Here is a 16513-nt window from a genome sequence, read left to right on the forward strand (position 1 = left end):
GGGCCCGGGCCCGCGGCCGCCGCCTAGACCTGACCACCGCGGCAGCGCTTGCTCCGCCGGTCCTACCCTCCGATCGCCTATCGCTGTACGGCTCCCGCGGAGGGCGCCCGTACCAGCTCCAGCGGATCGGCGGTGATGCCGAAGCGCCGGCGCAGTACCTGCCTCGCGGCGTACAGCCCGCACATGCCGTGCACGGCTGGGCCCGGTGGGGTCGACGCCGAGCACAGGTACACCCCGGGGAGCGGGGTGACGTACGGATCCAGGCCCGGAACCGGGCGCATCGCCGTCTGCCACAGGGACAGCGCACCTCCTGCGATGTCACCGCCCACGTAGTTGGGGTTGTGCTCCGCCAGTCCGGCGGCGGGGAGAACCTGGCGGGCGAGCACGAGGTCCCGGAATCCCGGCGCGAAACGTTCCAGCTGCGCGGTCACCGCTTCCCCCATGTCCAGGGGTGATCCGTGCGGAACGTGCGCGTAGGTGTAGAGGGTGTGGCGGTCGGCCGGTGCACGCGTCGGGTCGACGACGCCGGGCTGGATGGCGAGGACGTAGGGACGCTCGGGGTGCCGGCCCGCGGCGACCTCGCGTTCGACGGCGACGGCCTCCTCGCGGGTCCCCACCAGGTGCAGCGTGCCCGCGAGCTCGCATCCGGACGCCTTCCACGGCACCGGTCCGGACAGTGCGAAGTCGACCTTGCACACGGCCCCGCCGTACCGGTATGCCCGCAGGCGGCGGGCGTACCGGCCGGGGAGCGCGTCCCCAGCGATGCGCAGCAGCCCGGCCGGGGTCACGTCCAGCAGCACCGCGCGTGCCCGCGGCAGCTCGGAGAGGGACCCGATGTGCCGCCCGGTGACGATCCGCCCACCGCGGCGGCGCAGTTCGGCGGCCATCGCGTCCACGATGGTCTGGCTGCCGCCCAAGGGGATCGGCCAGCCCACCGCGTGTCCCAGGGCCGCCAGGACCAGCCCTACCCCCGCCGGCACGGGGGCGCGCGGCGGGGCGATGGCGTGCGCACTCACTCCGGTGAGCAGCGCGGGTGCGAGGGATCCGCCGAAGCGTGCGCCCCACAGGGGGGAGCCCTGCTCCGCGATGCGCAGGGCGAGACGGGCCGCCGTGACCAGGTCCGGCGGGGGGCTGCGCAGGTCCGACATGGCGGCGCCGGTCAGCCCCTGCCAGCGGTCCACCAGCGGTCCGAGGAGCGAACGCCAGGCAGGTCCGTCCCGTCCGAGCCCGTCGACCGTGCGCTCCAGGTCCCGCCAGGCCAGCCCCGCCCTGCCCCCGTCGAGCGGGTGGGCGTACGACACCGCGGGACGCAGCATCCGGACCCCGTGCGCCGCGAGGTCGAAGGCACGGAAGAAGGGCGAGGCCAGGCCCATGGGGTGCGCGGCGGAGCACACGTCGTGGCGGAAGCCGGGCAGAGTCAGCTCAGCGGTGCGGGCGCCGCCGCCGATGGTGGGCGCGGCCTCGTACACCACGACCTCCAGCCCGGCTCCGGCGAGGACGATGGCGGCGGCCAAGCCATTGGGACCGGCGCCGACGACGACGGCGTCCACCTCCCCGGCGGACCCCTCCCGGCTCCGCCCGTCATACCGAGAGCTCACGCTCCCGCCGCCACGGTGCGGCCGTCCGCGGGGGCACCCCCGCCTGGTTCCCCGCCGCCGGAGCCGGCACCGGTGCACACGAACGGCGAGAGGAACACATAGTCCGGTTCGTGGGTCTGGTCATGCCCCGTGTGTCTGGCGATGAGGAACTGGAAGCCCTGCGGGGGCTCTTGGCCGCTGTGGGTGTCCCGCACGGTCAGCCCTACGAGGTCCCGCAGCACCCGGTACGCGGGGAACAACGTCAGATCCAGGTCCGGTTTGGACATCAGCGTGATCAGCTCGGCGCACACGTCGAAAAGCGCCTTCTCCCGGCGCCGTTGTGGGAACCACAGGAGCTGGGACGAGGCTCGCGGCGTGATCCGCGTGGTCTCCTCCCAGGGCGTCTGCGTGCCGTCCGCCGTCAGGACGCGGTGCAGGACGTGGAAGTCGTGCTGGGCAGGCTCGGGGGCGAAGAACCTCCAGTTCGGTATGAACAGTCCGCTCCTGTCATGGCTGCGTACGCGGTCGAATCCGCTGTGCGGGTGCTGGCCCGCGGTGGTCGCACTGAGCCACACCGCGAGCCCGCCGAGTACCAGCAGGGTGAGAGCCCCGCGCGGCTCCGCCCGTACCGCACCGCCGTCAACTCGAACGGAACTCATGGCAAGCCCCCTTCTTCTCGGTCCTCGCAGCGTCCTCGCCCAGGTTCGCAACGAAGTCCGACACCAGCTTGACGACGTACTGGGCCGTGTCCCGGTCCGTGAGCACGGAGTCGTGTCCGGCGCCGTCGATGATGTGATGCGCGCCGTGCGGAGCCGCTTCGGCGAGCTCGGCGTGGAGTTCCGCCTGGACCGGGTCCTGGGCGGCCGTGTGTCCGGCCGTCATGACGAGCAGGGGGACACCGCAGTCCGGCACTCTCCCCTCGAAGGAGTTGAACTCCTCCCGTACGGCCCGCCATTCGCGGCGCCCGGCCACCCACATCCGCGAGTCGCGGTAGTGCGCCGTCAGCAGGATGCGCACCTCCTCCGGCAGTCGGTCGACCCAGTGGGGGTTGCTGAGCAGTCCGCCCATGCCGAGCCTCAGCGAGGTGGCGACAGACGAGAGCGAGCCGCTGAACATCTCCTGGCCCTGTGCCTGGCGGGATGAGCGCTGCAGCGCGGCGGGATGGCTCGAGTCGAGCAGAGCGGCACCCAGGAGCTGGTCCGGGAGCCGGCCGGCCGCCTTCAGTGCCAGGTAGCCGCCCAGTGAGTGGCCGGCCAGGACGACCGGGCGGTCACCTGCCGTGTGCCTCATCAGGTCGACGAGGTCGTCCACGGCGGTGTCGAGGCTGTACGCCTTGTCCTCGGGCCCGCCATAGGTGCTGCGGCCGTAGCCCGCCCGGTGGTAGGTCACGACGGTGAACTGCTCCGAGAGCCCCCGCACGATCCACTCCCAGTGCTCGGAGGTCGCGACGAGGCCGTTCTCAAGGATGACCACCGGTTGTGTGCCGTCGTCCGCCGCGGCGCTGTCCGGACCGGTGCGCCGGTACGAGAGCGTGTTTCCCGAACCGGCGGTGAACTCCTCCTCATCACCCCGGCCCCGCAGCACCCTGCGGCTCTGGCGGACCTTCTCCACCTGGAGGACGCCCAGCGCGGCGGCCAGCAGCCCGACCGCGAGCACCGGGAGGGCGTCGTCGCGCCGCTCCACCCGGCCGTCCGCCGCGGTGCGCTCACGCGGCCCGGCGGCGTACAGCACGGCCGGGTGCATGGAGACGAACGACCACAGGAACCGGCCGAGCCCCATCACCCGGGCGTTGGCGAGGTGAAAGACAGCTGCCGAGCCCAGCATCAGCGGCGCCGCCCGCCCCTTCGCGAGAAACACGGCCGGGAAGGCACACTCCAGCGCCAGCACACCAGCACACAGGGCGTGCGCGGCACGCGGGTGACGGCGCACCAGTTCCCAGGCGGTGCGGTCGCCGTAGGTCAGGGTCCGCATCACCCCGGTCAGTGCCCGGCCGCTGCGCCAGTTTGCACTGGTCATCTTGACCCAGCCGGACACGGCATAGGAAAGCGTCGACTGCAGGGCGACGAACCACAGACAGGCGTCCACGAGCTGCGCGTTCCGCTCCCCCGCCCGGGCGACCGTAGCGACGGACTGGACCAGGAAGGACACCTGGTCGGAACCGTCGGTCCCGTAGTGGTTGAGCGGGTACAGGACGAGGGAGGTACCCGACAGCAGGGCGTTCGCCGCCACGCGCGCCGGCCGGGGCGACGGGGCCAGCAGCGTCGCCGCGGCGCCCACCCGGACGACATGCAGAGCGCGGGTGACGCGCGGACGGGCGGCCAGGTCGAGCACCTTGCGGAGCACCGGCGACCACGTCGAGAAGGAGGCCTCACGGTTGACCTCCCAGTTGTTCAGCCCGCCGTGTCTGCGGTCCCGCTCTGTCGTCAGGTACTCCAGACTCGCCACGAGGTGCGTCGCCGCGCTCAGCCGCTCGCTGAGCGACAGGGCCGTGGCCCGGCTCACGGACGGCGGCGACAGGACGGCACGCATCAGCTTCGGCCATCGCGTCATGAGGGAAGTCCTTTCTCTCTCGGTCTTCTTCGTGTCTCATGCAAGCGGTGCGCGCTTCCGGATCCCGCCTCACCGGGAGCACGACGGTCTGCGTCGGGACGGTGAAAGCGTCGGGACGGTGGGGCCGGGTGCGCACACGGCTCCCGGTCCGAGGCCGTGGGCCTCAGCCGAGCAGTTGGTGCGAGACGAGTTCGGCGTACAGGGAGTCGTCGCGCATCAGCGCGGCATGGGTGCCGACGGCCCGCAGGCAGCCGTCCTGGATCACGGCGATACGGGCGGCCGAACGCACGGTCGACAGACGGTGGGCGACGACGACCACCGTCGTCCGGGCGGAAAGCTCAGCGACCACCTCGCGCAGTGCCGCCTCGTTGACGGCGTCGAGCTGTGAGGTCGCCTCATCGAGGAGAAGCAGGCGCGGGCGGCGCAACAGGGCCCGGGCGATGGCGATGCGCTGGCGTTCCCCGCCAGACAGTGAGCTGCCGTGGTGGTCGATCTTGGCGTCGAGGTTGCCGCCGAGGCGTTCGAACAGCGGCAGGAGCCTCGTGGCCTTCAGAGCCGAGCGCAGCTCCTCGTCGGTCGCAGTGGGGGCGGCGTAGGCGAGGTTGTCGCGCAGCGTGCCCGCCATCACCGGGGCGTCCTGCTCCACATAGCCGATGCCGGCGCGCAGGGCCTTCAGGTTCCAGTCGTGCAGGTCGCACCCGTCGAGCAGGACGCGGCCCCGGTCCGGTTCGTAGAAGCGCTCCATGAGGCTCAGCGCGGTGGTCTTGCCGGCTCCGGAAGGGCCCACGAGGGCGGTGAGGCCGGTGGCGGGGATCCGGAGAGAGAAGCGGTCCAGAGCGGGGGTGGTCCGGCCGGGGTAGGTGAAGGACACGTTCTCGAAGACCAGGGAGGCTGCGCCGGTGCTCCCCGCATCATCGGCGTACGCCGGGGAAAGCGCCTCGTCCACGGGCTCGGTGGGCAGCTGGGTGACCTCGGCCAAGCGCTGTACGGCGGCGCGGGCGGCCTGGAAGTAGGTGCCGACGTTGGTCAGCGACATGACCGGCTGGGCGAGATAGAGCACGTACAGCAGGAAAGCGGTGAGCGTGGCGACGGAGATGGCGCCGCTGCTGACGCGCGCCCCGCCCACGCCGAGCACGACGAGGAAGGCAACCTGCACCGCCAGCCCGGCGGCGGTCCCCGCCACTGAGCCCCAGCGTGCGAGCACGACACCCTCGTCGTACGCGTCCCGCGCCGCCATGCCGACACGCTCCGCCTCGACCGGCTCCGCCCCGGAAGCCTTGACCGTCGTGAAAGCGCTCAGCGCACGCTCCAGGGCCGCGCCCATCAGGCCGACCGACTCTTGCGCTCGCAGCGCGGCGCGCCGGATGAGGGGCAGGATGACGCCGACCACGGCTCCGAGCAGCACGATCACACCCACGGTGACGGCGAGTAGCACGGCGTCGACGATCGCCATCATCACCAGCGTGCCGATGATCATCACGACACCGGTGAGGGCCTGCACCAGGGTCTGCGTGACGACCTGCCGCAGCAGCGAGGTGTCGCCCGCTGCCCGGGCGAGCAGATCACCCGGCGCCTGGCCGCTCATGGCCCGCATGGGCAGGCGCAGTATGTGACGCACCAGCCCACGGCGCCCGGCCAGCACCACGCGCTCGGCGGCACGCAATAGCAGGAAGTTGCCGAGGGCCAGAGCCACCGAGGCCACCAGTACCAAGGCGGTCAGCCTCAGCAACCCGGGCGCCACCTGGCTGCCCCGCGCGTACGCGGTGAGTACGTCCCTCACCTCCAGCGGCTGGAGCAGGCCGAGTATGCCCGCCCCCACCAGCAGCAGACTGGCGAGCGCGATCTCCGGCCAGTGCGGGCGCACGTATCCCCGGAAGGCCATGAGCGTCTCCCGCAAGGACAGCTCGTCGCCCGGAGCGGCGACGCCGGCGGCTTCCGCGCCCGTCTTCGGCTCGTCCGTGATCGTCCCCGTGTCCGAAACATCGGCGCTCAGCGAAGTACTTGCCATGGTGGCGTCCTCACCGCTCCTGTTCCGAGGTCGCGGAACCGGCCTGCCCGCCCGCGCGCCGGTACACACAGATGGTCATGGGCTCGGCGCCGGTGAAGGGTGACCCCTGCCAGTCCCCGTAGCGCGCCTCCAGGCACAGCCCCGCGCTACGGGCGTACGCGTCGATCTCGGCCGGTGTCGTCAGCCTGCTGATCTCGGACGCGAGCCGGGTGCGGCCGTCCTCGTGCCAGACGTACGACAGGTGCCAGAGCCGCTGCGCGGGGATGATTTGGGAGTACGACTGGAGGCCGGCGTCCTCTCCGCAGGGGATGAAGAAGTTCTCGCGGAGGCGCCCTTCGTGCATTGCGTCCACGAAGGTCGGATTGTGCGTCTCGATGACCACGGCGCCGCCGGGCGCCAGGGCCTCCGAGCACGTCTCCAGCACCTGCTGCTGCTCCGCGGGATCGAGCAGCATCGACAGTGTTCCGCAGACGCAGAGCACCAGTCCGTGCTTCCGCTCGCTCCTGTAGGTCCGGATGTCGCCGTGCACCGCGGTGACCGGCCTGGGCTCGCGCGCCAGGACGCTGCGCAACACCTCCAGCATCTCTGGGGAGGAGTCGACACCGACCACCTCACCGGCGTGGTCCGCCAGCGGCAGGGCGATGCGTCCCGTGCCGACCCCGAGTTCCAGCGCCGGCGTACCGTCTCCGGAGTGGAGGCCGGCGAGCCATTTCGCCGTGTCGTCGCCCGGCGGAAAAATCCGGTTGTAGAAATCGGCGAACTGGCGTCCGTAACCGAGGTCCTGAATGTCGCTCATACCGCCCGCTCGATAGATGATGGTGGAGATCGCGCAGCAGGGCGAACTCCTTCTGTTGACGAACACGGGAAGACACACCGGCAGTGGTGCGCCTTCCCGTCACACTTCAGCGGTTCGCGGGGAGCTACGAGGGCTGGGTCCCGCCCACCGCACGGGCACCGACGGCGACACCGGCGGTGAAGACGGCGGCGAGCTGAGCCCCGATCGCCACTCCGGCGGCGACGGCAACCACGGTGGCGGGGGTCGCGAGGACCGGTGCCAGGTCACCCATCTGCCGGGCCCGGTCGGCCCTCAGCGGGAACTCGGCCAGTTCCCCACTGGAATTCACGTGCTCGGTCAGTACAGACATGACAGCTCCAGACTTCGTGTGGTGGTGGTTCACGAAACGGGCCGGGCCGCAGGGGGCAGCTCGGCGCTCAGTCGTACCTTCAGCGGTTCGCGGGGGCCTATGAGGGTTGTGTCCCGCCCACCGCACGGGCACCGACGGCGACACCGGCGGTGAAGGCGACGGCGCTGAGGGCCACCCCGGCGGCGACGGCGGCGGGGGTGGCCATGGCGGGAGCTAGCTCCGACAAATGGCGGCCCTCGTCCACTGCCGTCAACTCACCGAACAACGTCGGCGGTTCGTCGTTGACGCGAACAGCGACATGGGTCATGGGGATGTCCTTTCCTGGGTGGGGTAGCCAGGGGATGCTCCGCTGCCTGCCCGGGCGTTGCACTCGCGCCGAGGCCGCTCGCGGGCCCCGTCGCGGTTCCGCCACGGGATCTCCCCTGCGCACGTCAGCAGTCTGCTACCGCCGGACCACGGCAGCATTGGGGAAACCCCTAGGGTTCTTGCGACGGAAGAGTGACGGAAGAGGCACCCGCCCGCCCGTCCGTCGTGGGTTCGCGTCCGTCGGGGGCCAGCGTCGCCTGCCGGCATCCTTAAAGAGCGTTTTGTCCTGGCAGGGGTGTTTGGTATCGCCGGGTTGCTTGAGGAGTTCCGCCGGTGCGGGGCCCCTGGTCTGGGCAGTCGATGTCAGCGTCAAGTGAGAGGATCACGAGATGCCTCTGCCTCAGCCCGATGATCTGACCTCGCTGGTGCTGCGTACCGGCTTCGGTGACGAGGGGGCCTGGGACGCGGTTCGAGCCGCACTCGACGCGGCTGGCGAGTACCCCCATGCCACGTATGTCAGCGAGCTTCGCTTTGCTGGCGTGGGGGTCCAGGCCTTTGATGGCTGAAGAGGCTGCCGCGGACGAAGACGAACAGATCGTCTATATGTTTTTGGCGGACGCAGCCACGATGAAGGATCCGGGTCACCCGCTCCTGGCCGTGGACCTCTCGGATGAGCCCGGGCGGACGTTCCGGGTCCCCGCTCGGTGGTTTCCTGACATCTCGGCCAACCTCAGCATCGCCAACATGGACTTTGCGCAGTTCGCCGACGCCGCTGATGGATCAGGGACATTCCGCGGCTTTGACCAGGGCTGACGTTTTCTGGTTGCGGCCCGTCCGGGCGCTATGTACCGCACAGTTCAGCGTGGCTTCTCGTGTGAGGCGACGGCTCATCAGGTCGATCATCGCGAGGCGGATCATCGCTTCGGAGCGGGTGGGCAGGGCTTCGTAGTCGCGGGCCAGGCGTCGGTGGTGCATCAGCCAGCCGAAGGTCCGCTCGACGACCCAGCGTCGCGGGAGGACCTTGAAGCCCTTCTCGCCGGGGTCGCGGCGGATGACTTCGACGTCGATGCCGAGGCGGGCGCCGTGGTCGATGGCTGTGGTTCGGTAGCCGGTGTCGGCCCAGGCCTTCGTCACCCGCGGGTGGGCCTGCGCGATCTGTGAGAGCACCTGGACGCCGCCGGCGTTGTCGGAGACGCTCGCGGTGGCGACCAGCACGGCCAAGAGGAGGCCGAGAGTGTCGACCCCGATGTGACGCTTGCGACCTGCGATCTTCTTCCCTGCATCGATACCCTGCCCCCCGGCCGGCACGTTTGCTGAGGTCTTGATGCTTTGCGCGTCCACCACGCACGCGCTCGGCTCGGCCTCCCTGCCCTCCGCCTCCCGGACCAATCGCCTCAGGCGGCAGCAGACAGAAAGCTCAGACGCCCCCGGCAAGACAGGCATCCATACTGCTACCAAACAACCTCGCCGGGACAAAACGCTCTTTTAGAGGTAGTTTTCACCTAGACTGCCCGCTTATCAACAGATTTCGGAGTGCCGGGTTGCGGTGCAGGTGAGGTTGCGGCGGCGATCGATGCCCGCGGGGACGGGTGGGGTGGCTGATGGGGCGAAAGGCCACGTGTTCCTGTTTCATCCCAGGATGACCGGTCTCCGAGGTCGTGTGCTTCCACCGTCGCGGGTGTGCGCCTGGGCGCATGCGGTCCGGCGCGGTAGGCCGGAAGTATGGCGAATCGACGTGCGTATCCGAGTGATCTGTCCGATGCCCGTTGGGAGTTGGTCGAGCCGGTCCTGGCCGCCTGGCGCTTCGAGCGGCGCGGCAGGGCTCTGGACTTCGGCCGGCCGCCCGAGCACGATCTGCGCGACATCATGGACGCATCTTGTATGTCGACCGGACCGGAGTCCAGTGGCGCTACCTCCCGCACGACTTCCCGCACTGGAACACCGTCTACGGCTACTTCGCCAAATGGGCCGACGAGGGCGTGTTCGCCCAGCTCAACGGCCTGCTCCGGCAGCTTCTGCGAGAGAAAGAAGGCAGGGACGCCGAGCCGACGGCCTGTGTGATCGACGCCCAGAGCGTCAAGACCTCCACCAGCGTCCCCCGCCGCTGGCCAGGGAATCGACGCCGGCAAGAAGATCGTCGGCAGGAAGCGGAGCATCGTCACCGACACACTCGGACTCCTCCTCGCCGTGCTGGTCACTGCGGCGAGCGTGCAGGACTCCGTCGCCGGTACCGCACTGCTCGACCAGATCGCCGTCGAACACCCCGGCATCCGCAAGGTCTGGGCCGACGGCGGCTACCGCCAGCACCTCGTCGAGCACGCCGCCACACTCGGCATCGACATGGAAATCACCACCCGCAAGCCCGGGACCAGGGGATTCACCCCCGTACCCAAACGGTGGGCGGTCGAGCGGACCTACGGCTGGCTCATGCTCCACCGACGCCTTGCCCGCGACTACGAAACCCTGACCACCCGCTCCGAAGCCATCATCCACATCGCCATGACCGACCTCATGACCCGCCGCCTCACCAGCGAGAACACCATCTCCTGGCGCGACCCGAAGAAGACCCCATAACACCCGATTCCGGGATGAAATATCAGGCGAAAACGACCTCTAAGACGCTCATCCGCCAACTAGAACGCTAACGGATCACCCCGTGGACCAGCGGCGCGCGCCTCGCCTTGGTGAAGCAGCGGCCGATTAGTTGGCGGGGCTGTGCGTCGGAGGTGGCGACAGGGTCCCGTCGCGCTCCTGGCGGGGAAAACCGGTTGGGGGCGCTGTGCGGGCCTGGCAGGCTTGCGCGGTGATCGTTGAATTGGCTCCTGGCTTCCTGACCTGGGACGACGTGGACCCCACTCGTCACCCCTTCGACGACGCGTCCCTGGCGCGGACAGTGCGCTCGCTCGGTCCGGCCCGGTGCGTGCCCATCCGCCCGGACGTCCCATTCGGGGACCCCGTGATGAGCACCTGGAGCCGTGGCGAGGCCAGGTCCTGGGCCGACGCGATGTCGTACTCCCTCGTGCAGCGCTACGGCAGCTGGACAGTCGGATGGCGCTGGGCGCATGACGAAGGGGATTTCGACGGCGGACCGATAGGCAACTGGTGCTGCCCGCAGCACTCGATCACGACGCCGGAAGAGACCTTGGCCCGAGTCGAGGCGGCCTTGCGTGAGTGGCGCGAGTGGCTGGAGTACCTCGCCGGCTGGTTCGAGGCGTTCCCCCTGGACCTGACCGACATCGACGACCAGCGGATCCTGTGGGAGCGCACGGCAAGGAACCTGATCCTGCAGGTCGTCGACCGTACCGGGTGCGGCAGCGGCTGGCACGGCCACTGCAGCCAAGTACTCACCTGGTTTCTCAACCGCTGGGGAGTCGCGCCCGACGCGGCCCAGGGCCTGGTCGACGAGGCGATCGGCGGACGCTTCCACAGCTGGACCGGTCCTGACACGGTGGTGGTCGACGACATCGCGGAGCAGCTCGCGCTCTCTCTGCAGCCGGCCGACGGCCGTACGCGCGCAGACACGCCGCCTCGGGACCACTTGCAGTGCTGGCTCGCGGTACGCGAATCGGTGCCGTGGCACGAGATCCCGGACGGCGGTACGGACGGACCGGTGGTGCCCCTTCGGGACGGCACGGCGGGGGACATCCGGGCCTTCGACGGCGCCATCGACCCCGCCCGAGCCCAAGGCCTGCTCAGCGCCCTGGACCTAGTCCGAGCCGACGCGGCACGAGGAGCGCGGCTCGACCTCGCACTGCTCAGCAGCTGGCAGCAGCACCTCCTGGGCGCCCCGCAGCCGCCACGGTTCCGCACCTCGCCCGCCTTCGCCAAGGGAGGCCGGGAGCGCTACGGCATCGGACCGGACATACCTGCCCGCTTCGACACGTGCCTGGCCGAGAGCGCATCCGACATGGGCCGACCTCTCGGGCTGACCGCCCGGGCCGCGCGTACCTATCTCGACGTCTGCTTTTTCCATCCCTTCGAAGACGGCAACGCCCGATCCGCCTTCCTCGCCCTCGTCTTCGTCCTCGCCCGCGAAGGCATCGCACTCGACGGAGTCAGTCTCCTGCGCCGCGTCACCTTCGAGGCGGACAACCCCCAGGACCCGCTGATCCTCGTCCGCTACATCAACGTCCATCTAGCGGAGACCCGCCGCCGCAGCACCGACTCAACCGGCTCGGCATCGAGGTGAGCGTCCCAGTTGGCGACCGTCGCCAAGTAGAGCGCTAAGAGGTCATCTCATTTGGCGAGTCTGCGGTAGCAGATGAGGGTGCAGGCGATGCTGGTGAAGGCGAGGAAGTGTTCGGCTTTGCGTTCGTAGCGGCGGTGGAGTCTGCGGCAGCCGGCGAGCCAGGCCATGGTGCGTTCGATGGTCCAGCGGTGACGGCCCAGTCGCTGCGAGGGCTCGATGCCCTTGCGGGCGATGCGGTGTGTGATGCCGCGCTGACGTAACCATTTCCGCAGGTGGGCGTAGTCGTAGCCCTTGTCGGCGTGGAGCTTGGCGGGCTTGCGCCGTCGGCGTCCGCGGCGCGACCTGATGGGCGGTATGCCACGGACGAGAGGCTGGAGGGCCTGGCTGTCGTGGAGGTTCGCTCCTGAGATTCCGACGGACAGGGGCAGACCGGTCCTCTCGGTGATCAAGTGGATCTTCGATCCGAACTTGCCCCGATCGACAGGATTCGGACCTGTCAGGTCCCCCTTTTCAGGGCCCGCATGTTGACGGAGTCGATCGCGCAGCGGGACCAGTCCAGCTCGCCGCGGGCGCCGAGCTCGTCGAGGACCAGGCGGTGCAGCTTGGCCCACACCCTGGCTTTCGTCCACTCGGAGAAGCGCCGATGGGCTGTCGCCCCCGACGGCCCGAACGAAGCCGAGGGCAGCTGCTGCCAGGTACAGCCCGACGTGGCCACGAAGACGATCGCGGCGAGCACCTCCCGGTCGCCGCGCCGACGCCGGCCACCACCCTGCGGCCGCGACGGCGCCTCCGGCACCACCCGCTGGAACAGCATCCACAACTCATCCGGCACCAGCCGCTCAACGATCCCCGCCACGACCGACAGCTTACCCAGTCATCCAAATGAGATGACTTCTAAGTCACAGCGGGTCCGCCGAGCCTCGAACTGAAACGGTTTGCCCAGCCGGCTGGGACGGCTTGCCCACGGTGCCCGAAGGCTTGCCCAGGCCGTGGCGCCCAGTTGTCCATGGGGTGGCGAGGCTTGCCCGGGCCGCAAGATGCCTGCTCAGGCGGCTTGCCCACAGCGGGGAAGAATCGGCCCTGCAAACTTCACCCCGGCGCCTGAAGAGTCGTAGGCCACAGATCGGGAGACTGATCGGGGGGGGTGTGCGGGCCGTGCAAGATCGTCGCCCAGCCGGCCGCGTCTGACGTAGCGCGACCTTGGCCTGCGCGTAGAAGTGGCCGACGGCCGCGGTCTTCCGGAGCAGCATCAGGAGCGCCGGGTCGCACATTGCCCTGACTGTCGGCGACGGGTAGTCGGTCACCGCCTCGGACGTCGAAGTGCACGCCTCCAGGCTGACGAATTCACGGATGTCCCCGGCTGCTTCTACCGCCTGGAGGACGCCCGCGGCGAGTACCAGCGGCACAGCCGACCGCGGACCTCCCCGCCTTCCCCAGCACCAGGACCTCCGCGCCGCTCCCGGCAACCTGTCCCACCCCCCCGACGTCGACTACTACCACTGCGGGAACTGCGGGACGTCCGTCGCGATCGGAGGCTGGATGATCGCCTCGCTCGGACTGTCCCGCCCCGACAGCTACGACGTGATGTCCGGTGAGCCCGGCCGCTACGACCGTCGGTACCACCGGCAGAGGTAGCCAGACGCCGGCCGTCCGGTGCGCTGCGCAGGTGGGCAAGCCCACGTGGACGAGCCCCCGGGACAGTTGCACCGGAAGGGGGCTGGAGGGTTGCACGTGGAGGTGCTCTAGGAGTTGCACCGGAGGTGTGACCGGGAGTGGGAGCCCCGCTTTCGTGATCTTGAGCATCGTGCCTGGTCCGGCCCAGTGGGCATGCCCCACCGCCACGACGACACCTCTAATTCGATAGTAATTAGAGGTTCTGGATCTCTGATGGGCCCGGGGCGGCGTTGTCCAGCCTGGGGCAGGACGTGTGTGGTCCGGTCGGTGCCGTGGTGACCCCTACGACACCTCCGACCGTGCGAGGTCTTTGTAAAGACTGGTGGCGCTGGGCGCCGGCCGGTCCTCGCACGTTCTGTCCCCGCGGGCCCGTCGGGTTCGGGATCCTCGATGGATGAGCTGCCGCACGGTGACGCGTTTTCTCCTCACGAGCTTCGAGCTCTGGACACGGCGCGCGCCCGTGCGGCTTGCGGCGCCGCGCACGGCTGATGAGGTGGCGGGCCTTGGAGCCCTGGAATTAGTGCGCCGTGCGGCGCCGCGTGCTCGCCTTCGAGAACAACACCGGAGAAGGGGCGGGATCCATGGACGTGTTCTGCGGGATCGACTGGGCGGAGGGACACCACGACGTCGCGATCGTCGACGACACAGGCAAGCTGCTGGCCAAGTGCCGGATCAATGACGACCTGGACGGCTACCGGGTGTTGCTCGACCTGCTGGCGGAACACGGCGACACCGCGGAGGTGCCGATCCCGGTGGCCATCGAGACCAGCCGAGGACTGCTTGTCGCGACGCTGCGGCACGGCTCACGGAAGATCTACGCGGTCAACCCGATGGCGGCCTCCCGCTACCGCGACCGCCACGGAGTCAGCCGCAAGAAGTCGGACCCGGGAGACGCCCTGGTCCTCGCGGACATCATCCGCACCGACGCGCCGATGCACCGCACTCTGCCCGCCGACACCGACCTGGCCCAAGCCGTCGCCGTCTTGGCCCGCGCGCAGCAAGACGCGGTCTGGAACCGGCAGCAGGTCGCCAATCAACTGCGGTCCCTGCTGAGGGAATACTTCCCGGCGTTGATCGAGGCGTTCAGGGACAAGCCGGGAACCCTGACCCGCCCTGATGCCCGCCGCATTCTGGCCGTCGCACCTACACCTGCTCTTGCCGCCAAGCTGCAGATGTGGAAGCTGACCGCCATGCTCCGGCGAGCCGGCCGCCGCCGGGGCATCGAGACGGACGCCGAACGAATCCAGCAGCTCTTCCGCCAGGAGGCCCCTCGGCAGCTGCCCCTCGTCGAGGACGCCATGGGCAAGCAGGCACTGGCCCTGCTGCTGCAGCTGGACGCGGCCTGCGAGGCAGTCGATGACCTGGCGCGGGCCACTGAGGATGCCTTCCGGTCGCACCCGGACGCGGCGATCATGCTGAGCTTCCCCGGGATCGGCCCTCAGGTCGGTGCCCGCATTCTGGGCGAGATGGGCGATGACAGGACCAGGTTCGCCACGGCTGGAGGGCTGAAGGCGTACGCCGGCTCGGCCCCGATCACCCGGGCTTCCGGCAAACGCCGCTACGTCGGACGCCGGTTCGTCAAGAACAACCGACTCAACCACGTCGGCCACCTCTGGGCCTTCGCCTCCCTCAGCGGTTCCACAGGCGCGGACGCCCACTACCGGCGCCGCCGGGCAGGAGGAGACTGGCACATGCAGGCCCTGCGGCACCTGTTCAACCGGATGCTCGGCCAGCTCCACCACTGCCTTCAGGCGCGCAGTCTGTTCGACGAAGCGATCGCCTTCCCAACAGACACCGCTACGGGGTCACTGACGGGAGCTCCTCCGGCACAGCCATGACGAGACCCGAGCTGACGGGACGCTCGTCGTTGACAAGAATGAGCCGGTTCCCGGCCCAGGTATCGAGCCGGTCGCATGCCCAAGCGGGGTCATACGCTGCCGTGGGCAGCTGGGGTATGCGCTTTCGACCAGTGTCGTCGAGCCGGTAGGGAACCTCGAAGGCCGTGTTCCAGTCGTCCAGCATTGCGGCGAACCGATCTTCCGCCTCTGCCGGACCGATGCCCAGGTACTGGGCGATCTCCGCCCAGGAGCTGCCTCGCTCGCGCTCGTAGATCACGGCCGAGACCAGAGCACGCTCCGCGAGCTCTGCGAGCTGGAATGCCTGGCTTACCCGGCCTCCGGGACCGGTGTCAGGGTCGTTCCCGGTGGCGACCAGACCGGCGGCGCCATCCGCAACGTCCACAGCGTGATCGCACAGGACGAGGCGCGCCAGCGCCTGGCGGGTGAATCGGGCACGGGCGGCGTCATAAGGGGTCGTCTCAGTCACCCCCACAGCCTCGCAGGCCGTGTCTGCGGCGAGTACCCGATTTCCACGTGGGTCCGGTCTCCCCTTGACGGCTTAACTGCATGAGGTGTCTTTCTGCGGTAGCCAGGAAGAGGTCGAGCGTCGTTGTCGGGCGGCTGAGGCGCGCGTTCCTTCCTTCCTTCCCTCCATCGGCGACGAGAGAGCCGCTCTCCGGGAGGAAGGAAGGAACTGCGCGGAAGGGCGCAGCAAGGTAGTGGTTACTGGGCCCAGTAACCGGTCCGCGGCGAAGGCCGGCGGATCCTCGGCCCATACAGCGACAGGGACGTCGGAGGGGGTCTCGTAGCGAAGTAGTCGGCGGGTTTTCGCGTCGTCCGCGGGCCCCTTGACCCGCAGCTCAGCTCCCTTGACCGAGGCCAGCGCCCGACGCCCTCTGAGGCAAGTTGTAGGGCCAGCCCGGAGGCAAGTTGTAGAGCAAGCCGGTGGGCAAGTTGTACGGCAAGTTGTGGGGCAAGCCGGTCCGACCGCCCAAGATGGGACACCACTGGCCGTGCCTCAGAGGGCAACGCACCGTTACTGAGGTTTTCAGGGTGGGGTCGGTGGGTTGATGGCCAGGCTTGTGGCGGTGAGGCAGCCGTCGATCAGGTGGGGCCGGAGCTGGATTCTGTGTAACTCGCGGCGGAGTGTGCGGTCGAGGCCATCGGGGGTGTCGAAGGCGGTGTTGGCCATCGCTCTGCGCACGAGTGACCAGACGGCTTCAACC

At 69.4% G+C, this 16513-nt stretch carries 14 protein-coding genes and 3 pseudogenes; 6 read left to right on the forward strand and 11 right to left on the reverse strand.

Annotated elements, in window-relative coordinates; genetic code table 11:
- Positions 1-77 precede the first annotated feature (77 nt).
- From ACWGIU_RS09205 to ACWGIU_RS09235, 7 genes are all read right to left on the reverse strand, one after another.
- Positions 78-1598 carry a phytoene desaturase family protein gene (locus tag ACWGIU_RS09205; RefSeq protein WP_453703895.1) on the reverse strand — a complete coding sequence of 507 codons (1521 nt, stop codon included), beginning with the start codon at positions 1596-1598 and terminating at the stop codon, positions 78-80.
- A complete protein-coding gene (locus ACWGIU_RS09210; RefSeq protein WP_453703897.1) occupies positions 1595-2236 on the reverse strand; it encodes a hypothetical protein in 642 nt (213 codons plus the stop codon). The genes ACWGIU_RS09205 and ACWGIU_RS09210 overlap by 4 nt, the downstream gene beginning before the upstream one ends.
- On the reverse strand, positions 2217-4127 hold the full coding sequence (locus ACWGIU_RS09215) for an alpha/beta fold hydrolase (protein ID WP_453703899.1): 1911 nt from the start codon (positions 4125-4127) through the stop codon (positions 2217-2219). The genes ACWGIU_RS09210 and ACWGIU_RS09215 overlap by 20 nt, the downstream gene beginning before the upstream one ends.
- A 163-nt stretch (positions 4128-4290) precedes the next feature.
- Positions 4291-6135, reverse strand: coding sequence for an ABC transporter ATP-binding protein (locus ACWGIU_RS09220; protein ID WP_453703901.1), 1845 nt, complete (start codon positions 6133-6135; stop codon positions 4291-4293).
- A gap of 10 nt (positions 6136-6145) precedes the next feature.
- Positions 6146-6931 carry a class I SAM-dependent methyltransferase gene (locus tag ACWGIU_RS09225; RefSeq protein ID WP_453703902.1) on the reverse strand — a complete coding sequence of 262 codons (786 nt, stop codon included), beginning with the start codon at positions 6929-6931 and terminating at the stop codon, positions 6146-6148.
- Positions 6932-7055: 124 nt separating this feature from the next.
- The gene (locus ACWGIU_RS09230) at positions 7056-7280 is read right to left on the reverse strand and encodes a hypothetical protein (protein WP_453703904.1); all 225 of its coding nucleotides are present in this window, start codon (positions 7278-7280) and stop codon (positions 7056-7058) included.
- 97 nt (positions 7281-7377) lie between these two features.
- Positions 7378-7587 (reverse strand): hypothetical protein, encoded by a 210-nt coding sequence (locus tag ACWGIU_RS09235; protein ID WP_453703906.1) that lies wholly within the window; start codon positions 7585-7587, stop codon positions 7378-7380.
- A gap of 388 nt (positions 7588-7975) precedes the next feature.
- Here ACWGIU_RS09235 and ACWGIU_RS09240 point away from each other — a divergent pair, with 388 nt between their 5' ends.
- Together ACWGIU_RS09240 and ACWGIU_RS09245 are read left to right on the forward strand one after the other, a co-directional pair.
- Positions 7976-8152 (forward strand): DUF6924 domain-containing protein, encoded by a 177-nt coding sequence (locus ACWGIU_RS09240; RefSeq protein ID WP_453703908.1) that lies wholly within the window; start codon positions 7976-7978, stop codon positions 8150-8152.
- Positions 8145-8399, forward strand: a complete 255-nt coding sequence (locus ACWGIU_RS09245) for a DUF6924 domain-containing protein (RefSeq protein ID WP_453703910.1) — start codon at positions 8145-8147, stop codon at positions 8397-8399. The genes ACWGIU_RS09240 and ACWGIU_RS09245 overlap by 8 nt, the downstream gene beginning before the upstream one ends.
- Here ACWGIU_RS09245 and ACWGIU_RS09250 read toward each other — a convergent pair.
- Positions 8367-8984 (reverse strand): annotated as a pseudogene (locus ACWGIU_RS09250) (IS5 family transposase); the annotation flags it as partial. The gene ACWGIU_RS09245 and the pseudogene ACWGIU_RS09250 overlap by 33 nt on opposite strands.
- Positions 8985-9308: 324 nt before the next feature.
- Between ACWGIU_RS09250 and ACWGIU_RS09255 the strand changes: the two are divergent.
- Together ACWGIU_RS09255 and ACWGIU_RS09260 are read left to right on the forward strand one after the other, a co-directional pair.
- A pseudogene (locus ACWGIU_RS09255) lies at positions 9309-10160 on the forward strand (IS5 family transposase).
- 229 nt (positions 10161-10389) lie between these two features.
- The gene (locus ACWGIU_RS09260) at positions 10390-11775 is read left to right on the forward strand and encodes a Fic family protein (protein ID WP_453703912.1); all 1386 of its coding nucleotides are present in this window, start codon (positions 10390-10392) and stop codon (positions 11773-11775) included.
- A 47-nt stretch (positions 11776-11822) separates the two neighbouring features.
- On the opposite strand, the gene ACWGIU_RS09265 is transcribed toward ACWGIU_RS09260, so the two are convergent.
- Positions 11823-12589, reverse strand: a protein-coding gene (locus ACWGIU_RS09265; protein WP_453703918.1) for an IS5 family transposase whose coding sequence is annotated in 2 segments (ribosomal slippage) — positions 11823-12283 and positions 12283-12589 — 768 coding nt in all. Because the reading frame shifts where the segments join, the coding sequence is not laid out codon by codon here.
- A gap of 536 nt (positions 12590-13125) precedes the next feature.
- On the opposite strand from ACWGIU_RS09265, the gene ACWGIU_RS09270 reads away from it, so the two are divergent.
- On the forward strand, positions 13126-13410 hold the full coding sequence (locus ACWGIU_RS09270) for a hypothetical protein (RefSeq protein ID WP_453703914.1): 285 nt from the start codon (positions 13126-13128) through the stop codon (positions 13408-13410).
- Positions 13411-14030: 620 nt separating this feature from the next.
- Positions 14031-15287 (forward strand): IS110 family transposase, encoded by a 1257-nt coding sequence (locus ACWGIU_RS09275; protein WP_453703920.1) that lies wholly within the window; start codon positions 14031-14033, stop codon positions 15285-15287.
- Here the strand turns inward: ACWGIU_RS09275 and ACWGIU_RS09280 are convergent.
- The gene (locus tag ACWGIU_RS09280) at positions 15247-15774 is read right to left on the reverse strand and encodes a hypothetical protein (protein ID WP_453703916.1); all 528 of its coding nucleotides are present in this window, start codon (positions 15772-15774) and stop codon (positions 15247-15249) included. The genes ACWGIU_RS09275 and ACWGIU_RS09280 overlap by 41 nt on opposite strands.
- Before the next feature lie 561 nt (positions 15775-16335).
- Positions 16336-16513: pseudogene (locus tag ACWGIU_RS09285) on the reverse strand (IS630 family transposase); the annotation flags it as partial.

The sequence above is a fragment of the Streptomyces sp. NPDC054840 genome, assembly GCF_053611065.1.

Coding starts and splice junctions, on each gene's coding strand:
- ACWGIU_RS09215 (WP_453703899.1), bottom strand. CDS start 4,127: ATGACGCGATGGCCGAAGCTGATGCGTGCCGTCCTGTCGCCGCCGTCC.
- ACWGIU_RS09240 (WP_453703908.1), top strand. CDS start 7,976: ATGCCTCTGCCTCAGCCCGATGATCTGACCTCGCTGGTGCTGCGTACC.
- ACWGIU_RS09220 (WP_453703901.1), bottom strand. CDS start 6,135: ATGGCAAGTACTTCGCTGAGCGCCGATGTTTCGGACACGGGGACGATC.
- ACWGIU_RS09225 (WP_453703902.1), bottom strand. CDS start 6,931: ATGAGCGACATTCAGGACCTCGGTTACGGACGCCAGTTCGCCGATTTC.
- ACWGIU_RS09245 (WP_453703910.1), top strand. CDS start 8,145: ATGGCTGAAGAGGCTGCCGCGGACGAAGACGAACAGATCGTCTATATG.
- ACWGIU_RS09235 (WP_453703906.1), bottom strand. CDS start 7,587: ATGACCCATGTCGCTGTTCGCGTCAACGACGAACCGCCGACGTTGTTC.
- ACWGIU_RS09270 (WP_453703914.1), top strand. CDS start 13,126: ATGTCCCCGGCTGCTTCTACCGCCTGGAGGACGCCCGCGGCGAGTACC.
- ACWGIU_RS09210 (WP_453703897.1), bottom strand. CDS start 2,236: ATGAGTTCCGTTCGAGTTGACGGCGGTGCGGTACGGGCGGAGCCGCGC.
- ACWGIU_RS09230 (WP_453703904.1), bottom strand. CDS start 7,280: ATGTCTGTACTGACCGAGCACGTGAATTCCAGTGGGGAACTGGCCGAG.
- ACWGIU_RS09275 (WP_453703920.1), top strand. CDS start 14,031: ATGGACGTGTTCTGCGGGATCGACTGGGCGGAGGGACACCACGACGTC.